Consider the following 20,078-nt stretch of genomic DNA (forward strand, 5'->3'; position numbering starts at 1 on the left):
ACCGAATTCCGATCAAATCACCAGGACTGAATCATGGTTGCCAAACTGAATCACTGGATCCACGGCGAGGCCAAGCAAGGCGCTTCCGGCCGCTACGCCCCCGTCTACAACCCGGCGCTCGGCGAAGTCAGCGCCGAGCTGCCGCTCGCGAGCAGCGAAGAACTCGACGCCGCGGTCGCATCGGCCAAGGCCGCCTTCCCGGCGTGGGCCGCGACGCCGGCGCTGCGCCGCGCGCGTGTGATGTTCAAGTTCAAGGAACTGCTCGAGGCGCACGCCGACGAGATCGTCGAGGCGATCTCGCGCGAGCACGGCAAGGTCCGTGACGACGCGCGCGGCGAGCTGACGCGTGGCATCGAGGTCGTCGAGTTCGCGTGCGGGGCGCCGCATCTGTTGAAGGGCGAGATGTGCGAGAACGTCGGCACCGGGGTCGACAGCTACTCGCTGCGCCAGCCGCTCGGCGTCGTCGCCGGCGTCACGCCGTTCAACTTCCCGGCGATGGTGCCGATGTGGATGTTCCCTATAGCGCTCGCCGCCGGCAACTGCTTCATCCTGAAGCCGTCCGAGAAGGTGCCGTCGGCGTCGCTGATCATCGCGCGGCTGCTTAAGGAGGCGGGCCTGCCCGACGGCGTGTTCAACGTCGTCAACGGCGACAAGGACACGGTCGACGCCATCCTCAAACACCCGGACATCCAGGCGGTCAGCTTCGTCGGCTCTACGCCGATCGCGCGCCACATCTATACGGTCGGCACGGCGCACGGCAAGCGCGTGCAGGCGCTCGGCGGCGCGAAGAACCACATGGTGGTGATGCCCGACGCCGACCTCGACCAGGCGGTCGACGCGCTGATGGGCGCCGCGTACGGGTCGGCGGGCGAGCGCTGCATGGCGATCTCGGTCGCCGTCGCGGTCGGCGACGACACCGCCGACGCGCTGATAGCCCGGCTCGCGCCCAAGGTGCGCGACCTCAAGATCGCCGCGTGGGACGCGGAAGGCGCCGAGATGGGGCCTCTGGTCACGCGCGAACACCGCGACAAGGTCAAGTCCTACGTCGACGCCGGCGTGCAGGAAGGCGCGAAACTCGTCGTAGACGGCCGTGATCTGAAGGTTTCCGGCGGCGAGACCGGCTTTTTCCTCGGCGGCTGCCTGTTCGATAACGTGACCCCCGAGATGAAGATCTACCAGGAGGAAATCTTCGGCCCGGTGCTCGCCGTCGTGCGCGCGAAGCGCTACGACGAGGCGGTGAAGCTGGTGAACGACCACGCGTTCGGCAACGGCACCGCGATCTTCACCCGTGACGGCGACGCGGCGCGCGACTTCGTGCACCGCATCCAGGTCGGCATGGTCGGCGTCAACGTGCCGATCCCGGTGCCGATGGCGTTCATGAGCTTCGGCGGCTGGAAGGCGTCGCTGTTCGGCGACCACCACGCGTACGGCATGGAGGGGATACGCTTCTACACGCGTCTGAAGACCGTCACCGAGCGCTGGCCGCAGTCTATCCGCTCGGGCGCCGAGTTCGTGATGCCGACGATGAAATAAGTCTAAGGTTGGCCGAGCCCTGACCGCTCGGCCAACGTTGATGACTGCTGATGAACGCTCGCCGCTGGTGGGCGTTTTGGTTTTTGAGGGGGGAGGGGGAGGCCGCGGCCGCGGCCGCGCTCGTACCCTTATTCCCCCGCGGCTTCCGTTTTGGCTTGCTAGATTGAGAACAGTGGCCGGCGTTTTCCGGCCCTGTTTCTACCCTGGGGAGGGCCGGATCATGAAGAAAGTCGCGATGGCGCTGCTGCTCGGCGCGTCGGCGCTGGCGCAGGCGGAGGTGAACATGGAATTCAAGTTCACCCCGTTCGTCGGCGCCGAGAACGAGGCGGGCAAGATCGAGGTGATGCCGGGGACGGCGCGCATCTACGTCAACGGCGCGCTGCATTCCGAGCGGAAGCTCGCGAAGGCGTCGGTGCTGGCCGACGGCGGCGGCGTCGCGCCGTCGCTCAGCCTGCCGGTGTCGTCGCTGGGAGAGAAGCTCAAGCGCGGCGCGAACACGCTGCGCGTCGAGTTCCGGCCGGCCGATGCGAACAAGCGCTACCGCGTCCAGTTCGGTTGGGCGGCGGCGAGCGATTCGATCGGCGCGGCGGACGATGCGGGGCGCCGGCGCAGCGGAAACCAGGCGAGCAGCACCGGCCGGCAGACGCGCGACGCGGTCGGCCCGGTGGCGTTCGAGAGCCGTTTCAGCGCGATCGCCGCGGTCGAATCCGACGCACTCGACGCCGAGACGGTGGGCAAGCGCGACAAGGCGGACGGATCGGATCAGGTCGCCGGCGAGGCGATGAGGCGGAACGACCTGGCCGGCGCGCGTCCGCCCGAGATCCCCGCCGACGCCGGCGCGACCCAGCTTCCCAATCTGCCGAATACGCCGCCGCCTTCTGCGGCACCGCCGGCGGCGTCGGCCCCGCCCCCCAGTTCGTCCCCCGGCTCGACCGGCTCGTCGAGCTCGCCGTGGTGGAGCCCTTTCCGCCAATGAGCCCGTCTACGCCGCCTTCGGCGGCGTGAGGCCCGTGTCGGCGAGGATGAGGCTGGCCATCTCGATCTCGGCCGCGCCCGGCGCGAAGAAGTGCACGCCCGGCGCGCCTGCGGCGATCAGCTGCGAGACGAGCCGCGCGCCGACCTCGCGGCCGAAGCTTGCGAGCGCGGCCGCGTCGCCGTGGCAGGCGTCGAGCGCGCGTTTCATCCAGCGCGGCAGCTCGACGCCGCGTACCTCGGCCAACCTCGCCATCGATACGCGCGTCAACGGCAGCACGCCCGGCACGATGGGCAGCGTGACGCCGGCACGGACCGCCGCGTCGGCGAAGTAGCGGTAGGCGTCTGCGTTGTAGAAATACTGCGTGACCGCGCCGGTCGCGCCGGCGTCCTGCTTGGCCTTCAGCGCGGCGAGGTCGGTGTGCGCGCTCTTTGCCTGCGGGTGCACCTCGGGGTAGGCGGCGACGAGGATGTCGGGGCCATCGCCCAAAGTCTCGCGCATGAAGCGCACCAGATCGCTCGCGTAGCGGAAGTCGCCGCGCTCGCCCATGCCGGACGGCGTGTCGCCCCTGAGCGCGAACAGCGTCTTCGCTTTCCTGTCCGAAAACTCGGCCAACCTTTCGGTCGCGGTCGCCTGGTCGAGGCCGGCCGTCGACAGGTGAGGCGCGACGGCGAAACCTTGCGCGTTAAGCGCGTCGGAGAGCGCGAGGCCCGCGGCGCGGCTGATGCCGCCGGCGCCGTCGGTGACCGACACGAAGGCCGGCGCCAGCGGCGCGAGCCTTGACGCGAGCTCGGCCGACCTCGCCGCGCCGGCCGGGTTGATGCCCGGGTAGAGTTCGATGCTGATCGGCAGTGTCATTTCGTCACCCTTAGCGGAACACCACGGTGCGGTCGCCGTTCAGGAAGACCCGGTGTTCGGTGTGATACTTGACCGCACGCGACAGCGCGAGGCATTCCATGTCGCGGCCGGTCGCCATCAGCTGTTCGGGACGGTGCGTGTGGTCGACGCGCTCGACCACCTGCTCGATGATCGGGCCTTCATCCAGATCATTGGTCACGTAGTGCGCGGTCGCGCCGATCAGCTTCACGCCGCGGTCGTAAGCCTGATGGTAGGGCTTGGCGCCCTTGAAGCCGGGCAGGAACGAGTGGTGGATGTTGATCGCGCGGCCCTTGAGCCGGTCGGCGAGGCCCGGCGACAGGATCTGCATATAGCGCGCGAGCACGACGAGTTCGCTGCCGGTCGATTCGATCAGCGCCTCGAGCTTCGCCTCCTGCTGCGCGCGGTTCTCGCTGCCGACCGGCAGGTGGTGGTAAGGCAGACCGTGCGCCGCCGCCAAGGGCTCGAGCTTGGCGTGATTCGACACGACGCCGGTGATGTCTATCGGCAACTCGCCCATCTTCCAGCGGTAGAGCAGGTCGTTCAGGCAGTGGTCGAGGCTGGAGACGAGGATCAGGGTCTTGGTGCGCGCCGCCGCGTCGTGCAGCTGCCACTGCATCGAGAAACGCGACGCGACGTCTGCGAACTCGCTGCGCAGCCGCGCCAGGCGTTCTTCGTCGGCGCTCTTGGCGTGGAAACGGCAACGCACGAAGAAACGCTTGGCGATGTCGTCGTCGAATACCGACAGCTCGTCGATATAGCCGCCGCGCGCGTCGAGAAAGCCCGACACGGCGGCGACCTGGCCGGGGCCGCTCGGGCACGACAAAGTCAAGATGTAGGCGGTGTGTTCGGTCTGGAACATGGTGGCCTCCTTTACGGGCGGCGGATCACGCCGCCCGGTCTTGGATGGATAGTGTTGCGGCGGGGTGCGCCGTCTCATCTTGCGTGGATAAGGCTCAGGCGACGATCTCGCCACGGGCCTGCAGGTCGGCGTGGTAGCTCGATCTGACCATCGGCCCGGCGGCGACCTGGGAAAAACCCATCGCCAGCGCCGTCTCGCGCAGGGACGCGAACTCAGAAGGCGTGACAAAGCGCTTGACCGGCAGGTGGTGGCGGCTCGGCTGCAGGTACTGGCCTAGCGTCAGCATGTCTACCTGGTGGACTCTCAAGTCGCGCATCACGTCTACGATCTCGTCGTTGGTTTCCCCGAGGCCCAGCATCAGCCCCGACTTGGTAGGCACATCCGGCCGTTCGGCCTTGAACGCTTCCAAGAGGGCGAGCGAATGCGCGTAGTCGGAACCCGGGCGCGCCTCGCGGTACAGGCGCGGCACTGTCTCGAGGTTGTGGTTGAACACGTCGGGCGGCACCTCGGCCAAGGTCTCGAGCGCGATCGCCATCCTGCCGCGGAAATCGGGCACCAGCGTCTCGACCTTGATGTTCGGGCTCAAGCGCCGCGTTTCGGCGATACAGGCGGCGAAGTGCGCCGCGCCGCCGTCGCGCAGGTCGTCCCTGTCTACCGACGTGATCACCACGTACTTCAGCTTCATCGCGGCGATGGTCTCGGCCAACCTTTGCGGCTCGTCGGCGTCGAGCGGGTTAGGCCGGCCGTGGCCGACGTCGCAGAACGGGCAACGGCGCGTGCAGATGTCGCCCATGATCATGAAGGTCGCGGTGCCGTGGCTGAAGCACTCGCCCAAGTTCGGGCAGCTCGCCTCCTCGCAGACGGTGACGAGCTGGTGCTCGCGCAGCGTCTTCTTCAGTTCCAATACTTCCTTGCTGCCGGGAAACGCGGCGCGGATCCACTCCGGTTTGCGCAGCATTTCGCTGCGCTCGGTCGGCGCGATCTTCACCGGGATGCGCGCGACCTTCTCGGCGGCCGACAGCTTGACACCTGTTTTCATCGGGGCCTCCAGTTTCGCGGGCTTGACTGCGACGTCGGCCATGTCTTTTAGCCCCTGTAGTAGCGCTGCGGCACGAACGGGGTCTTGGCGACCTCGATAGAAATCGGCTTGCCGCGCACGATCGCGAACAGCGCGGTGCCGGCCGCCGCATGCTCGATACCGACGTAGCCCATGCCGACCGGGCCTGCGAAGCTCGGGCCGAAGCCGCCGCTGGTGACCTTGCCGATCACGTTGCCGTTTTCGTCGGTGATCTCGGCGCCTTCGCGCACCGGCACCTTGTCCTTGACGACGAAGCCGACGCGTTTCTTCTCGACGCCGTCGGCGATCTGGCGCGCGACCACGTCGGCGCCCGGGTAGCCGCCTTCGCGCTCGCCGCCGGGGCGGCGGTTCTTAGAGATCGCCCACAAGAGGCTGCCCTCGATCGGCGTCGTCGCCTTGTCGATGTCGTGGCCGTACAGGCACAGCCCGGCTTCGAGGCGCAGCGAGTCGCGCGCGCCGAGGCCGATCGCCTCGACTTCCGGCTCGGCCAACAGCAGCCGGGCCAGCTGTTCGGCCTTGTCGGCCGGCACCGAGATCTCGTAGCCGTCTTCGCCGGTGTAGCCCGAGCGGCTGACGTAGCACAGCACGCCGGCCAGTTCGAGCTGTGCGTTCTGCATGAATTTCAGCTCGGCCACCGCCGGCGACAGCCGCGCCAGCACCGCAGCGGCGGAAGGGCCCTGCAGCGCCAGCAGCGCGCGGTCGGAGAGCTCCACTACCTCGCAGCCGAGGTGCTTTTTCATATGGGCGATGTCCTGCTCCTTGCACGCGGCGTTGACGACGACGTACAGGCAATCGCCGAAGTTCGACACCATCAGGTCGTCGAGGATGGCGCCGTTCTCGTCGGTGAACAGCGCGTAGCGCTGCATGCCTGTAGGCAGGTCCTGGATGTCTACCGGGACCAGGGTTTCCAGAGCCGCCGCGGCATCAGGGCCGATCAGCTTGACCTGGCCCATGTGCGACACGTCGAACAGGCCGGCCTGCAGACGGGTGTGCTGGTGTTCCTTCAAAATCCCTAGCGGATACTGTACCGGCATCGCGTAGCCGGCGAACGGGACCATCTTGGCGCCAAGCTCCACGTGCAGGTCGTAGAGCGGGGTGTGGTTCAGCGGTGCGTTCATTGTTTGTCCTTTAGCATTCGATCACGTTGACGGCGAGGCCGCCGCGCGAGGTTTCCTTGTACTTGGTCTTCATGTCGGCGCCGGTGTCGCGCATGGTGCGGATCACCTTGTCGAGCGAGATGAAGTGGCTGCCGTCGCCCTTCAAGGCCATGCGCGCGGCGTTCACGGCTTTTACCGACGCCATCGCGTTGCGCTCGATGCACGGCACCTGGACGAGTCCCCCTACCGGGTCGCAGGTCAGGCCGAGGTTGTGTTCCATGCCGATCTCGGCAGCGTTCTCTGCCTGGCGAACGCTGCCGCCGAGCACCTCGGCCAGCGCGCCGGCCGCCATCGAGCACGCGACGCCGACCTCGCCCTGGCAGCCGACCTCGGCGCCCGAGATCGACGCGTTCTCCTTGTACAGGATGCCGATCGCGGCGGCGGTAAGCAGGAAGCGCACCACGCCATCGTCGTTGGCGGTCGGGACGAAGCGGGTGTAGTAGTGCAGCACCGCCGGGATGATGCCGGCCGCGCCGTTGGTCGGCGCGGTGACGACGCGGCCGCCGGTGGCGTTCTCCTCGTTGACCGCGAGCGCGTAGAAGCTGATCCAGTCGAGGATGGTCAGCGGGTCGCGCAGCGCGGCTTCGGGCTGGCTGGATAACTTTCTATACAGCTCGGCCGCCCGGCGCTTGACCTTCAGGCCGCCCGGCATGATGCCCTCGCGCTCGGAACCACGGCGCACGCAGGCCTGCATCACGTCCCAGATCGCGAGCAGCCCGGCGCGGATCTCGGCTTCGGTGCGCCACACCTTCTCGTTTTCGAGCATCAGCTGGCTGATCGACAGCCCGTGCTGCTCGCACTGTTCGAGCAGCGCCTTGCCCGACTTGAACGGGTAGGGCAGAGAAGTCGAATCGGGCACGATGCGGTCGGCGCCGGCCGCCTCCTCGTTGACGACGAAACCGCCGCCTACCGAGTAGTAGACCTTGCTCGCCAACTCCTCGCCGTCCGCGTCGAGCGCGGTGAAGCGCATGCCGTTAGGGTGAAAGGGCAGCGTCTCGCGGCGGTAGAGGATCAGGTGTTCCTTTTCCCTGAACACGATGCGATGTCTGCCGAGCAGCTTCATCTCGCCGGCCGCGCGGATCGCCGCGACTCTTGGTTCGACGCTGTCGGTGTCTACCGTGTCCGGCTCCTCGCCCTCCAGCCCCAAGAGCACCGCGACGTCGGAGCCGTGGCCGCGCCCGGTCGCGCCGAGCGAGCCGAACAGCTCGGACTTCACCGCGGCCGTTTTCTCGAGCAGGCCGTGCTCGGCCAACCCTCGCGCGAAGCGCGCGGCGGCGCGCATCGGCCCGACGGTATGCGAGCTCGACGGCCCGATCCCGATCTTGAACAAATCAAATACGCTGATGGCCATGATGCGCGCCTCCTTACGTTTACTTGCCGTACACTGGGAAGGCCGCGCACAGCTCGGCGACCTGGCGGCGCACCCGCGCGATGACTTCCGGATTTTCTATATCGGCGAGGATGTCGCAGATCCAGCCGGCGATCGCGCGCACTTCCGGTTCCTTGAAGCCGCGCGTGGTCGCCGCCGGCGTGCCGATGCGGATGCCGCTCGTCACGAACGGCGATTGCGGGTCGTCAGGCACCGCGTTCTTGTTGACGGTGATGTGCGCGGCGCCGAGCGCGGCGTCGGCCGCCTTGCCGGTAAGCCCCTGGCGGATCAGCGACAGCAGGAACAGGTGGTTGTCGGTGCCGCCCGACACGATGTCATAACCGCGCTCGAGAAATACCGCCGCCATCGCGCGCGCGTTGGCGATCACCTGCTGCTGGTACGCCTTGAACCCGGGCTGCAGCGCCTCCTGGAACGCGACGGCCTTGGCGGCGATCACGTGCATCAGCGGGCCGCCCTGGATGCCTGGGAAGACGATAGAGTTCAGCTTCTTCTCGATCTCGGGGTTGGACTTCGCGAGGATCAGGCCGCCGCGCGGGCCGCGCAGCGTCTTGTGCGTGGTGGTGGTCACCACGTCGGCGAACGGCAGCGGGTTAGGGTAGAGGCCCGCGGCGACGAGGCCGGCGACGTGCGCCATGTCGACGAGCAGGTAGGCGCCGACCTTGTCGGCGATCGCGCGGAAGCGCGCCCAGTCGATCACACGCGAATAGGCCGAGAAGCCGGCGACGATCAGCTTCGGCTGGTGTTCGAGCGCGAGTTTTTCGACCTCTTCGTAGTCGATCAGGCCGGCCTTGTCGATGCCGTACTGGACCGCTTTATAAATCTTGCCCGAGAAGTTGACCGACGCGCCGTGGGTCAGGTGGCCGCCGTGCGCGAGGCTCATGCCGAGCACCACGTCGTGCGGCTGGATCAGCGCCATGTAGACGGCGGCGTTGGCCTGGCTTCCGGAATGAGGCTGCACGTTCGCGTAGTCGGCGCCGAACAGTTGCTTGGCGCGGTCTATAGCGAGCTGCTCTACCACGTCTACATGTTCGCAGCCGCCGTAGTAGCGCTTGCTCGGGTAGCCCTCGGCGTACTTGTTGGTCAGCACCGAACCCTGCGCCTGGATCACGCGCGGGCTCGCGTAGTTTTCCGACGCGATCAGCTCGATGTGGTCTTCCTGGCGCAGGCGTTCGCCTTCCATCGCCTGCCACAGCGCGTCGTCGAAACCGGCGATCTGCATGTCTTTATTGAACATTCTTCTCTCCTTTGTGGGGATGCGGCCCGGGCTCGGCCAACCTTGGGGATGGTAAAAGGTTGGCCGAGCCTGGCGCGTTTTCAGTCTTCGTAGGCCGACAGCGGCGGGCAGCTGCAGACAAGATTCCTGTCGCCGTAGACGTTGTCGACGCGGCCTACCGGCGGCCAGTACTTGGTGCCGTGGTCGCGCTCGAGCCCGCGCGGGAACACCGCCTGCTCTCTCGAATAGGAATGGCCCCACTCGCCTACCAGCGCGGCCGCGGTATGCGGCGCGTGTTTCAGCGGGTTGTCGTCTCTATCGAGCGCTCCCTGTTCGATCGCGCGGATCTCGTCGCGGATCGTCACCATCGCCTCGATGAAGCGGTCGATCTCGACCTTCGATTCCGACTCGGTCGGTTCGATCATCAGGGTGCCGGCGACCGGGAACGACATCGTCGGCGCGTGGAAGCCGAAGTCGATCAGCCGCTTGGCAACATCCTCGCCGGAGATGCCGGTCGCGTCCTTGATTGGCCTGAGGTCGACGATGCACTCGTGCGCGACGCGGCCGTTAGGCCCGCTATAGAGGATCGGGTAGTGCGGCGCGAGCTTGGCGGCGATGTAGTTGGCGTTGAGGATCGCCGTCTCGGTCGCGCGCTTGAGCCCTTGAGCGCCCATCAGCGTGATATAGGTCCAGGTGATCGGCAGGATGCTCGCGCTGCCGAACGGCGCGGCCGACACCGCGCCGCCGCCGGACAACTCGCCGGCCTTGTGGCCGGGCAGGAACGGCGCCAAATGCGACTTCACGCCGATCGGGCCGACGCCCGGGCCGCCGCCGCCGTGCGGGATGCAGAAGGTCTTGTGCAGGTTCAGGTGCGACACGTCGCCGCCGAACTGGCCGGGTTGGGCGAGGCCCACCAGCGCGTTCATGTTGGCGCCGTCGATGTAGACCTGGCCGCCGTGCGCGTGGACCACGTCGCACACCTCGCGCACGCGCTCCTCGAACACGCCGTGCGTCGACGGGTAGGTGATCATGATCGCGGCGAGCCTGTCGCTGTGCTGCTCGGCCTTGGCCTTGAGGTCTTCGACGTCGACGTTACCGGCGTCGTCGCAAGCGACGACGACCACCTTCATGTTCACCATCTGCGCGGAAGCCGGGTTGGTGCCGTGCGCCGACGACGGGATCAGGCAGACGTCGCGCTGCGACTCGCCGCGGCTGGCGTGGTAGGCGCGGATCGCGAGCAGGCCGGCGTATTCGCCCTGCGAACCGGCGTTAGGCTGCAGCGACACCGCGTCGTAGCCGGTCACCGCGCACAGCATCGCCTCGAGTTCACGCGTCAGTTCGCGATAGCCGGCGGTCTGCTCGAGCGGCGCGAACGGGTGCAGCCTGCCGAACTCGGGCCAGGTCACCGGGATCATCTCGGTCGTCGCGTTCAGCTTCATCGTGCACGAACCGAGCGGGATCATCGTCCTATCGAGCGCGAGGTCCTTGTCTGCGAGACGGCGCAGGTAGCGCAGCATCTCGGTTTCCGAGCGGTAGAGATGGAACACCGGGTGGGTCAGGAAGTCGCCGCTGCGCGCGAGTTGCGCGGGAATCGCGTCGGACACGCTCGCCTCGACCTCGGCAAACGACGGCGTCGTATTGCCCATCGCGAAGATCGACCACAGCGCCTGCACGTCGTCGGCGGTGGTCGTCTCGTCAAAAGAGACGCCGACGCGGGTGCCGTCGACCTGGCGCAGGTTGATAGAGTGCGCACGCGCGAGCGAGTGCAGCACCGCGGTGTGCTTGCCGGTGTCGACGGTGACGGTGTCGAAGAAGGATTCGGTCGGCACGCTGAAGCCGAGGCGGCGCAGGCCCTCGGCCAAGGTCGCGGTCAGCCGGTGCACGCGGCGCGCGATCGTCTTCAGCCCTTCCGGCCCGTGGTAGGCGGCGTAGAGGCCGGCGATGATCGCGAGCAAGGCCTGCGCCGTGCAGATGTTGCTGGTCGCCTTTTCGCGGCGGATGTGCTGCTCGCGCGTCTGCATCGCCAGGCGCAGTGCTTGTCTTCCATGGCTGTCGACCGATACGCCGACGAGGCGACCCGGCATCGTGCGCTTGAACTCGTCGCGCGTCGCGAAGTAACCGGCGTGCGGGCCGCCGAAGCCTATCGGCACGCCGAAGCGTTGCGTGGTGCCGACCGCGACGTCGGCGCCGAATTCGCCCGGCGGGGTCAACAGCGTCAGCGCCAGCAGGTCGGCGGCGACGACGACCAGCGCGCCGTTGGCGTGCGCGGTCTCGGTGACGGAGCGGTAGTCGATCAGGTCGCCGTGCGAGCCCGGATACTGGAGCAGCACGCCGAAGGCTTCGAAGCCGGCGAGGTCGCGGCGCGGGTCGCCGACGACGACCTCGATGCCCAGCGGTTCGGCGCGGGTGCGGATGACTTCTATGGTCTGCGGGTGACAGTCGCGCGCGACGAAGAACACCTTGCTCTTCGACTTGGACAGGCGCTGGCAGAAGGTCATCGCCTCGGCCGCGGCGGTCGCCTCGTCGAGCATCGACGCGTTGGCGATCTGAAGGCCGGTCAGGTCGGTGACCATGGTCTGGAAGTTCAGCAGCGCCTCGAGCCGGCCCTGCGAGATCTCCGGCTGGTACGGCGTGTACGCGGTGTACCACGCCGGGTTTTCGAACACGTTGCGCAGGATCACCGGCGGCGTGTGGGTATCGTAGTAGCCCATGCCGATGAAGGACTTGAACACCTTGTTGCGCCCGGCGATCTTGGCCAGGCGCGTCAGCGCCTCGGCTTCGGTGCAGCCTTCCGGCAGGTCGAGCGGCTTGGCGAGGCGGATGCTTGCTGGCACGACCTGGTTCATCAGTTCGTCGACCGACGCGACGTCAAGCTCGGCCAACATCGCTTCTTTTTCGCTTGTATCGGGGCCGATGTGGCGGCGCTGGAACAGTTCGCGCTCGGTCAGTGCGGCGTAGGGTTGCTGGCTCATGGCGGTCTCCCGGGATCAGGCGAGGTCGCCGACCAGTTGCTGGTAGGCGGTTTCGGTCAGGAGACCGGCAAGCTCCTCTGCGTCGTCGAGCTTGACCTTGAAGAACCAGCCGTCAGAAAGCGGTGCGTCGTTGACGAGAGACGGCTCGCCTTCGAGCGCGGCGTTCACCTCGACGATGGTGCCGGCGACCGGGATCTTGATCTCGCCGGCGGCCTTCACCGATTCGATCGTCGCCGCCTCGTCGCCGGCGGCGAAACGCTCGCCGACCTTCGGCAGCTGCACGAATACGATGTCGCCGAGCTGTTCCTGCGCGAAGCCGGTGATGCCGACGGTCGCGGTGCCGTCAGCCTCGCTGCGCAGCCATTCGTGGGATTCGGTGAATTTGATGTCGCTCATGTCTCTCTCCTGACGGGTGAAGTGCGGATGAATCCGACGTCACGGTCAAGAAGACGGAGCGGGCGAATGCGGGGAAGGGCATCCGGAACGCGGGCGCGCACTTGACTTGACGTCGGTTGGCGCCCCCTCTGTCCGTTTGCCTGAGAGATTACGGTGACGGGGTGAGACCCATCGCCTTCCTTCGGCGAGGCGACCGGGCCTGGCGTGTCCACGATGGACGGCCTCGGTGCCTTCTCTCCAGAGAGCTCGTCGACGCGGCAGTCCTTTTGCCTGAGAGTTTCTGGGGCGATACCCCTTCGGCGCCGCCATTCAAGGCGATCTCTCCCGCTGCGTCACATAAGCTGATTGGCAATTTAATTAATCGGTTTTTGAATGTCAACCGGCCAAGTCGTAAAAAATCGGGGCCCGAAAGAAATATAAAAATCGCGCAGAGGGTAAATGATTAAGGGTTTTACCGGGGACGGAAACGCCCGTCAGGCGGGGATTTCGGCGGGGTGTGAAAAAAGGGCGACATAATGATTCGGCGAAAAGACAAGGGGGAACCCGCGTGTTTGAAAACGGCTATTGCGGTGCAATAACGGTGATGACGAGAAAATATTCAGTCGCGGCGTGGGAAACTGGATTTTGAAACGCTTGTTTTTGCTGCGAAGCACAAAATAAAGACGGTGCCGGCGCCGATTGACGCGAACGCACGTCGCTTCCTAGAGTGCGATCAGCCTAGCGAACGCAGCGGGAGAGATCGCCTTGAATGGCGGCGCCGAAGGGGTATCGCCCCAGAAACTCTCAGGCAAAAGGACCGTTGCGTTGATGGGCACTCTGGAGAGTAGGCCGCGGGACGTCGTCGCACAACCCGTAGGCCTCGCCGAAGGAAAGGCGCCGACGAGAGTCGGCGCCGTCAATCTCTCAGGCAAACGGACAGAGGGGGCATGCGCATCGGCCAGGGCCTGCCGTCGACCGACTGCAGGAACCCGGCCGGTCTCGGCCGCCGTCCGGCGGCGTCTCGCCCCCGTCTGAGGAGTCTTGCCATGAACACGTCACGCTAGCGCACTCCATCAGGTCGCGCCGGCCCACAAGGCCACCCGACCTTTCATCCGGCCCGCTCATCCGGCGGTCCGGTCCGTGCATCTTCTGGAGAAAGCCCCCGACAGCGTCCCCGACAGAGGGCTGCCCCGGGGTGGGAGAAATCATGCAGCAAACACCGCAACAAGAAACCTTACACCGCGGCCTCGAAGAGAGGCACATCAACCTGATGGCGCTCGGCGCCGCGATCGGCGTCGGCCTGTTCCTCGGCTCGGCCAAGGCGATCAAGCTCGCCGGCCCGGCGATCATGATCTCGTACGCGCTCGGCGGCTTCGCCATCTTCCTGATCATGCGCGCGCTCGGCGAGATGGCGATCCATAACCCGGTCGCCGGCTCGTTCAGCCGCTACGCTAAGGACTATATTGGCCCGCTGACCGGCTATCTGACCGGCTGGACCTACTGGTTCATGTGGATCGTCACCTGCATGGCCGAGATCACCGCGGTCGGCGTCTATATGGGGATGTGGTACCCGGACGTGCCGCCGTGGATCTGGGCGCTGTCGGCGCTGGTGATCATGGGCTCGGTCAACTTCATCGCGGTCAAGGCCTACGGTGAGTTCGAGTTCTGGTTCGCGCTGATCAAGATCGTCACCATCGTGCTGATGATCGTGTCGGGCGGCGGGATGATCTTCTTCGGACTCGCCAACGACGGGCAAGCGCTGGGCATCGCCAACCTGTTCAGCCACGGCGGCTTCATGCCCAAGGGCTTCGAAGGCGTGCTGATGGCGCTGCCGATGGTGATGTTCGCCTATCTGGGCGTAGAGATGATCGGCCTGACCGCCGGCGAAGCGAAGAACCCGAAGAAAACGCTCGCGCGCGCGGTCGACTCGGTATTCTGGCGGATTTTGATTTTCTATATCGGCGCGCTGTTCGTGATCCTGTCGATCTATCCGTGGAACGAGATCGGCGCCAAGGGCAGCCCGTTCGTGATGACCTTCGAGAAGATGGGCATCCCGGCCGCCGCCGGCCTGATCAACTTCGTCGTGCTGACCGCGGCGCTGTCGTCGTGCAACAGCGGCATCTTCAGCACCGGCCGCATGCTGTTCAATCTGTCCGAACAGTCTCAGGCGCATCCGCTGTTCGCGAAGCTCGGCAAAAACGGCGTGCCGAACGCCGCGGTGCTGGTGTCGTGCGTGCTGCTCTTGATCGGCGTCGCGCTCAACTACGTCGCGCCGGAAGAGGTGTTCACCTGGTTCACCGCCATCGCGACCTTCGGCGCGATCTGGACCTGGGCGGTCATCCTGTTGGCGCAGATGAACTTCCGCAAGACGCTGAGCGCCGCCGAGCTGGCCGAGCTGCCGAGCAAGATGCCTCTCTTCCCGTACGGCTCGTATATCGCGCTGGCCTTCCTCGCGCTTGTGATCGGCGTGATGACCTACTTCCCGGACACCCGCGTCGCGCTGATCGTCGGCCCGGGCTGGCTCGTACTGCTGATCGCGGTCTACTACGGCACGGGCATGCACCGCAAGACGGCCGAGCCGCGCCTGCAGACCGAGAGCCGCTGAGTCGCTCCCATCTTCACACATGCAACACGCAGCCCCGCCGTTCAGGCGGGGCTTTTTCGTGGCCGGGCGTTCGAGCCTCGACGTTGGCCGAGGCCGCGCCGGCGCCATTGGGGTCGGGGCCGGACGCAAAAAAGCCGGGCTTGCGCCCGGCCATCTCGCGGCCTCAGGCCGCGACCTTGCGCCGGGGCGAGTGGCTGCGCTGCTGCGTCTCCCAGTTCGCGGCCAGGCCGACCGGCGCGTCGGACGGCAGCAGCGGCGGCCTGCCGCGCACCAGGTCGGCGGCGCGCTCGGCCAACATGATGGTCGGCGCGTTCAGGTTGCCGTTCGGCTCGGTCGGGAACACCGACGAGTCGATCACGCGCAGCCCGGCTATGCCGCGTACGCGCAGTTCCGAATCGACCACCGCCATGTCGTCCTCGCCCATGCGGCACGAGCCGCACGGGTGCATGGTGCTTTCCATGTTGGCGCGCACGAAGGCGTCGATCTCGTCGTCGGTCTGAACCTGAGGCCCCGGCGCCAGCTCGACGCCGCGGTAGCGGTCCATCGCCGGCTGGCCGATGATCTCGCGCGTCAGCCGCACACAGCGGCGGAAGCCCTCGCGATCCTCCTCGCTCTCTAGATAGTTGAAGCGGATCTCGGGATGGACGTAGGGGTCGGCCGACAGCGCGCGCACGTGGCCGCGGCTCTTGGGCTTGTTCGGCCCGGTCAGCACCATGAAGCCGTGGCCCTTGAACGGCTTGTCGCCATCGTAGCGCATCGCCGCGGGCAGGAAGTGGAACTGGATGTCCGGCCAGCGCAGGCCGACCTCAGAGCGGATGAAGCCGCCCGCCTCGAAGTGGTTGCTGGCGCCCAGGCCGTCCTTGAACAGCAGCCAGCGCAGGCCGATCATCATCTTGCCGAACAGCCCCATCTTGCCGTTCAGCGTGACCGGCTCCTTGCATTCGTACTGGATGTAGATTTCCGAGTGGTCCTGCAGGTTCTCGCCGACGCCGGGCAGGTCGTGCTTGACGGCGATGCCGGCCTTCTTGAGCACCTCGGCCGGGCCGATGCCCGAGCGCTGCAACAGGTGCGGCGAGCCGATCGGGCCGGACGACACCAGCACCTCGCGCCGGCAGCGCACGGTATGGGTGACGCCGCCCTGGTCGTAGACGACGCCGACCGCGCGCTTGCCTTCCAGGATGATCTGCCGCGTCATCGCGTGGGTGACGACGGTCAGGTTCGGCCGCCGCATCGCCGGGCGCAGATAGGCGTTGGCGGTGGACCAGCGCACGCCGTTCTTGACCGTCATGTGCATCGCACCGAAGCCTTCCTGCATGTGGCCGTTGCAGTCCTCGGTCTTGATGTAGCCGGCCTCTGCGCCGGCTTCCACCCAGGCGCCATACAACGGGTTCTGCATATTGTTGCCGTTGTTGGTGCTCAGGGGGCCGTCGGCGCCGCGGTAGTCGTCGCCGCCGAACTTGTAGCTCTCGGCGCGCTTGAAATACGGCAGGCAGTTGCGGTAGCCCCAGCCCTTCGCGCCCAGTTCTTCCCACTCGTCGAAGTCGTAGGCGTGGCCGCGGATGTAGACCAGGCCGTTGATCGACGAGGAGCCGCCGAGCACCTTGCCGCGCGGGCAGTGCAGGCGCCGGTTGTCGAGGTGCGGCTCGGGGGTGGTTTCGTAGCGCCAGTTGAACTTCTTGGTGTTCATCGGCAGCGAGAACGCGCTCGGCATCTGGATGATGACGCTCTTGTCGCTGCCGCCGAATTCCAGCACCAGCACCGAGACGTTCGCGTCCTCGGTCAGGCGGTTGGCCAGCACGCAGCCGGCGGAACCGGCGCCGACGATGATGTAGTCGAATTCGTTTGCCATGATTCTTCTCTCCGTGGATGGCGCGGCCCGGGGCCGCTTACCAGCCTTCTCCCGTGGTGTATTGGGGGGTGGTCTTTTCGATGTGGCGGATGAGCTCTTCTTCCTTCTTGAGGTCGAGCGTCAGGCACAAGAGGTAGTAGGCGAGGCCCGAGACGACCAGGCCGACCAGCCAGGCCAGGTCGACGCTGCCGATCATCCGCGCCAGCGGGCCGACGTAGACTTCCTTGGGGCCGTTGAAGATGGTGAAGAACGGGATCATCGTGACAAAGCCGATCAGGTAGGCGAGCAGGCCGCGGCAGCCCCAGTGGCCGTAGAGGTTGTCGTGCGGCAGGAAGAAGTGCGGGATGGCGTAGCGGCCCTTGCGCACGAAGAAGTAGTCGGTCAGGTTGACGGCGGTCCACGGCACCAGGAAGTACAGCATCACCACCAGGTAGATGTTCAGCACCGACAGGCCCGAACCGGAGGTGTAGATGCTCATCGCCACGCCCAGCTGCAGGAAGACCACGAACAGGATGGCCCAGACGCGCACCTTGGGCGTCGGCTTGACCTTGCGGAACGAGTCCACGCCGGTGATCGCCGTCAGCTTGGCGCTGTAGATGTTCATCGCGATGACCGGCAGGAAGGCGATGATGGTGACGGCCACGACCACCGTGCCCAGTTGCGGTGCGACGCTGGCGCCTACGCTGTGGAGCGCGACCAGCACGTCGGTGGCGTGCAGGTGTTCGCCCAGCCAGCCGCCGACGGCGATCATCCACGCGCCGGACAGCGAGGCGCCGAGGAAGACGGCCGCGATCAGCTTGCCGCTCGAGGTGTTCTTCGGCAGATAGCGCGAGTAGTCCGACACGTAGGGCGCGTAGGCGATGTTGTAGCTGGCGCCGGCGGCGAACTGGGTGATGAAACCGATCCAGGTGAAACCCAGTGCAGCCGTGGCGGGCGCGTTGGCCACCGGAGGCGCGTCCTGGATCCAGCCCATCAGCACCGCCAGCGTCACGATGCCGTACAGCGGCAGCGACAGGAACAGCGACCACTTGAAGGTCTTGTGCATCCAGTCGTGGCCGAGGATGGCGAGGATCGTCGCCGGCACCGTCACCGCCAGTCCGACCTGCATCGGTCCCCACGCGAACAGCGTGTTGAGCCCCTGCATCATCAGCACCAGGTTGACGATGTTGAAGCCTGCGAACACGAACAGCGTCGCCAGCAGCACCAGCACCACGCCGCGGTAGCCGAACTGCGCGCGCGACTGGATCATTTGCGGCAGGCCCAGGTGAGGCCCCTGCGAGCCGTGGAAGGCCATGAACAGCGTGCCGAACATGATGCCGAGCGTGCCGGCGATCGTGGTCCACAGCGAACTCAGGCCCACGCTCGGTCCGACGAAGCCGATCGTCATAGTGAAGAAGGTGAAGTTGCCGACAAACCAGAACGGACCTTGCGTCGACAGCTTGTCGGTCCTCTCGTGTTCCGGAATGAAGTCGATCGAATGGCCTTCGATTTCCAGCCCGCCTTGTCCCTGAGACGCAGGCGTAGTGTGCGTACCCGATTTCATCGGTTTCTCCTCTGTATCCTTTGTCGTGCCGTCAGGTGCGCGCATCTCGCGCCGCCCGCGACGGCAAGGTTGGCCGAGCCAGGCTCGGCCAACGTCCGTCTTGTCATGCGCTTGCCCGTGGGCGGTGTACCCGCCTCTTTGTCAGGGCAGCGTGATCCACACGGCCTTGGTCTCCATCAGGTGATCGAGCTGTTCCGGGCCGAGGTCCTTGCCGAAGCCGGACTCCTTGAAGCCGCCGAACGGCATCGCCGGGTCTATCGTGCTGTGCGCGTTCACGTAGACCGAGCCGGCGTGAAGGCGCGGGATCAGGCCGTGCACTCGGCCGAGGTCGTTGGAGTAGATCGCGGCGGCCAGGCCAAACGGCGAATCGTTCGCCTGCGCCAGCGCGTCGTCGATATCGTCGAACGGGGCGGTCACCAGCACCGGGCCGAAGATCTCCTCGCGGACGATGTTCATGTCGTTGCGGCAGTGGGCGAAGATGGTCGGCTCGACGTAGTAGCCCGGCCCTTGCAGCGCGTGGCCGCCGTGGACGAGCTCGGCTCCCTCACGCCGGCCAGTGTCGATGTAGGAGACGACGCGGTCCTTCTGCAGCGCCGATACCAGCGGGCTGATGAAGCAGTCCGGATCCAGGCCTGGGGCGATCTTCAGCGTGGCGGTGTAGGCGATCAGCTCGTCGAGGAAGGCGTCGTACACGCTGCGGTGCACGTAGGCGCGGGTGCCGGCGTCGCACACCTGTCCCGAATTGAAGAATACGCCGTTGGCCACCGCGCGCGCGGCGGCCGCAAGGTCGGCGTCGTCGAGCACCAGCACCGGCGACTTGCCGCCCAACTCGAGCGTGACGCGCTTGATGCTGTCGAGCGCGGCTCGGCCAACGTTGCGGCCGACCGGGGTCGAGCCGGTGAAGGTCAGCTTGTCGATGCCAGGATGGGTGGCCATCGCCGCGCCGACCACGCTGCCGCGCCCGGTGACGATGTTGACCACGCCGTCGGGGATGCCGGCTTCTTGCACCAGCTCGGCGAAGCGCAGCGTCGACAGCGAGGTCAGCTCGGCCGGCTTGACGACGGTGGTGCAGCCGACCGCGAGCGCGGCGGCGAGCTTCCACGCCATCGTCTGCAGCGGGAAGTTCCACGGCACGATCGCGCCGACCACGCCGATCGGCTCCTTGCGCGTGTAGGCCAGATAGTTGCCCGGCAGCGACGGCTCGACGGTGCGGCCGTGCAGCTTGGACGCCCAGCCGGCGAAGTAGCGGAAGGTGTCGACCGTGCCCTGGATGTCGACGTCGCGCGCAGAGGCGACCGACTTGCCCATGTCGATGGCTTCGAGCTCGGCCAACTCGATGGCGTTCGCCTCTATCAGGTCGGCGAGGCGATGCAGCAGGCGCTCGCGCTCCAGCGGCTTCAGGCGTCGCCACTGCCCGCCGTCGAACTGGGCGCGCGCGGCCGCGACCGCATGGTCGAGGTCGTCGACCGTGCCGGCCGGGATACGCGTGATGACGCCTTCGGTCGACGGTTCGACCGAGTCGAAGAACTGGCCGTCGCCGCTTTCCAGCCATCGGCCGCCGATGAACATCTTCTGCGGCTTGGCGAGGAAGCGTCGCGTCGCCTCCGACACGCCGTATCGTTCCAGGTATTGCTGTACGACTGTATCCATGA

At 66.5% G+C, this 20,078-nt stretch carries 14 protein-coding genes and 2 riboswitches; of the genes, 3 read left to right on the forward strand and 11 right to left on the reverse strand.

Annotated features, from left to right (window positions below; genetic code table 11):
• Positions 1-33: 33 nt before the first annotated feature.
• Positions 34-1,533: a CoA-acylating methylmalonate-semialdehyde dehydrogenase gene (locus tag DWG20_RS08560; protein WP_115433413.1), complete on the forward strand. Its 1,500-nt coding sequence runs from the start codon at positions 34-36 to the stop codon at positions 1,531-1,533.
• A 220-nt stretch (positions 1,534-1,753) separates the two neighbouring features.
• On the forward strand, positions 1,754-2,509 hold the full coding sequence (locus DWG20_RS08565) for a hypothetical protein (protein WP_147289933.1): 756 nt from the start codon (positions 1,754-1,756) through the stop codon (positions 2,507-2,509).
• Positions 2,510-2,515: 6 nt separating this feature from the next.
• Here the strand turns inward: DWG20_RS08565 and DWG20_RS08570 are convergent, their stop codons facing one another.
• The 8 genes from DWG20_RS08570 to gcvH all read right to left on the reverse strand — a co-directional run bounded on the left by DWG20_RS08570 (position 2,516) and on the right by gcvH (position 12,450).
• The gene (locus tag DWG20_RS08570) at positions 2,516-3,364 is read right to left on the reverse strand and encodes a methylenetetrahydrofolate reductase (RefSeq protein WP_115433415.1); all 849 of its coding nucleotides are present in this window, start codon (positions 3,362-3,364) and stop codon (positions 2,516-2,518) included.
• 10 nt (positions 3,365-3,374) lie between these two features.
• The gene (purU, locus tag DWG20_RS08575) at positions 3,375-4,244 is read right to left on the reverse strand and encodes a formyltetrahydrofolate deformylase (RefSeq protein WP_115433416.1); all 870 of its coding nucleotides are present in this window, start codon (positions 4,242-4,244) and stop codon (positions 3,375-3,377) included.
• Positions 4,245-4,338: 94 nt separating this feature from the next.
• The gene (gene lipA, locus DWG20_RS08580; protein ID WP_245944686.1) at positions 4,339-5,283 is read right to left on the reverse strand and encodes a lipoyl synthase; all 945 of its coding nucleotides are present in this window, start codon (positions 5,281-5,283) and stop codon (positions 4,339-4,341) included.
• Positions 5,284-5,330: 47 nt separating this feature from the next.
• Positions 5,331-6,440, reverse strand: a complete 1,110-nt coding sequence (gcvT, locus tag DWG20_RS08585; RefSeq protein WP_115433418.1) for a glycine cleavage system aminomethyltransferase GcvT — start codon at positions 6,438-6,440, stop codon at positions 5,331-5,333.
• A gap of 10 nt (positions 6,441-6,450) precedes the next feature.
• Positions 6,451-7,830, reverse strand: a complete 1,380-nt coding sequence (locus DWG20_RS08590; RefSeq protein ID WP_115433419.1) for an L-serine ammonia-lyase — start codon at positions 7,828-7,830, stop codon at positions 6,451-6,453.
• A 19-nt stretch (positions 7,831-7,849) separates the two neighbouring features.
• Entirely contained in the window at positions 7,850-9,103 is a 1,254-nt protein-coding gene (gene glyA, locus DWG20_RS08595) for a serine hydroxymethyltransferase (RefSeq protein WP_115433420.1), read from the reverse strand.
• 80 nt (positions 9,104-9,183) lie between these two features.
• Positions 9,184-12,054: an aminomethyl-transferring glycine dehydrogenase gene (gene gcvP / locus DWG20_RS08600; RefSeq protein WP_115433421.1), complete on the reverse strand. Its 2,871-nt coding sequence runs from the start codon at positions 12,052-12,054 to the stop codon at positions 9,184-9,186.
• A 15-nt stretch (positions 12,055-12,069) separates the two neighbouring features.
• On the reverse strand, positions 12,070-12,450 hold the full coding sequence (gene gcvH, locus DWG20_RS08605) for a glycine cleavage system protein GcvH (protein WP_115433422.1): 381 nt from the start codon (positions 12,448-12,450) through the stop codon (positions 12,070-12,072).
• A gap of 248 nt (positions 12,451-12,698) precedes the next feature.
• Positions 12,699-12,787, reverse strand: a riboswitch (glycine riboswitch).
• A 383-nt stretch (positions 12,788-13,170) separates the two neighbouring features.
• A riboswitch (glycine riboswitch) is annotated at positions 13,171-13,259 on the forward strand.
• Between the two features lie 377 nt (positions 13,260-13,636).
• Between gcvH and DWG20_RS08610 the strand changes: the two genes are divergently transcribed.
• Entirely contained in the window at positions 13,637-15,034 is a 1,398-nt protein-coding gene (locus DWG20_RS08610; protein WP_115433423.1) for an amino acid permease, read from the forward strand.
• A 163-nt stretch (positions 15,035-15,197) separates the two neighbouring features.
• Here the strand turns inward: DWG20_RS08610 and betA are convergent, their stop codons facing one another.
• The 3 genes from betA to DWG20_RS08625 all read right to left on the reverse strand — a co-directional run bounded on the left by betA (position 15,198) and on the right by DWG20_RS08625 (position 20,076).
• Complete coding sequence (gene betA / locus DWG20_RS08615) at positions 15,198-16,883, reverse strand: choline dehydrogenase (RefSeq protein ID WP_115433424.1); 1,686 nt, start codon at positions 16,881-16,883, stop codon at positions 15,198-15,200.
• Positions 16,884-16,920: 37 nt separating this feature from the next.
• On the reverse strand, positions 16,921-18,426 hold the full coding sequence (locus DWG20_RS08620; protein ID WP_115433425.1) for a purine-cytosine permease family protein: 1,506 nt from the start codon (positions 18,424-18,426) through the stop codon (positions 16,921-16,923).
• A gap of 141 nt (positions 18,427-18,567) precedes the next feature.
• Complete coding sequence (locus DWG20_RS08625; RefSeq protein WP_115433426.1) at positions 18,568-20,076, reverse strand: aldehyde dehydrogenase family protein; 1,509 nt, start codon at positions 20,074-20,076, stop codon at positions 18,568-18,570.
• Positions 20,077-20,078 lie beyond the last annotated feature (2 nt).

Source organism: Crenobacter cavernae, assembly GCF_003355495.1.
Lineage (GTDB): Bacteria > Pseudomonadota > Gammaproteobacteria > Burkholderiales > Chromobacteriaceae > Crenobacter > Crenobacter cavernae.

What these genes read in the sequence shown, in the direction of transcription:
- lipA (WP_245944686.1), bottom strand. Translation starts at nt 5,283, where the DNA reads ATGAAAACAGGTGTCAAGCTGTCGGCCGCCGAGAAGGTCGCGCGCATC.
- DWG20_RS08590 (WP_115433419.1), bottom strand. Translation starts at nt 7,830, where the DNA reads ATGGCCATCAGCGTATTTGATTTGTTCAAGATCGGGATCGGGCCGTCG.
- glyA (WP_115433420.1), bottom strand. Translation starts at nt 9,103, where the DNA reads ATGTTCAATAAAGACATGCAGATCGCCGGTTTCGACGACGCGCTGTGG.
- gcvT (WP_115433418.1), bottom strand. Translation starts at nt 6,440, where the DNA reads ATGAACGCACCGCTGAACCACACCCCGCTCTACGACCTGCACGTGGAG.
- DWG20_RS08570 (WP_115433415.1), bottom strand. Translation starts at nt 3,364, where the DNA reads ATGACACTGCCGATCAGCATCGAACTCTACCCGGGCATCAACCCGGCC.
- DWG20_RS08610 (WP_115433423.1), top strand. Translation starts at nt 13,637, where the DNA reads ATGCAGCAAACACCGCAACAAGAAACCTTACACCGCGGCCTCGAAGAG.
- DWG20_RS08560 (WP_115433413.1), top strand. Translation starts at nt 34, where the DNA reads ATGGTTGCCAAACTGAATCACTGGATCCACGGCGAGGCCAAGCAAGGC.
- DWG20_RS08625 (WP_115433426.1), bottom strand. Translation starts at nt 20,076, where the DNA reads ATGGATACAGTCGTACAGCAATACCTGGAACGATACGGCGTGTCGGAG.
- purU (WP_115433416.1), bottom strand. Translation starts at nt 4,244, where the DNA reads ATGTTCCAGACCGAACACACCGCCTACATCTTGACTTTGTCGTGCCCG.
- gcvH (WP_115433422.1), bottom strand. Translation starts at nt 12,450, where the DNA reads ATGAGCGACATCAAATTCACCGAATCCCACGAATGGCTGCGCAGCGAG.
- DWG20_RS08620 (WP_115433425.1), bottom strand. Translation starts at nt 18,426, where the DNA reads ATGAAATCGGGTACGCACACTACGCCTGCGTCTCAGGGACAAGGCGGG.
- betA (WP_115433424.1), bottom strand. Translation starts at nt 16,883, where the DNA reads ATGGCAAACGAATTCGACTACATCATCGTCGGCGCCGGTTCCGCCGGC.
- gcvP (WP_115433421.1), bottom strand. Translation starts at nt 12,054, where the DNA reads ATGAGCCAGCAACCCTACGCCGCACTGACCGAGCGCGAACTGTTCCAG.
- DWG20_RS08565 (WP_147289933.1), top strand. Translation starts at nt 1,754, where the DNA reads ATGAAGAAAGTCGCGATGGCGCTGCTGCTCGGCGCGTCGGCGCTGGCG.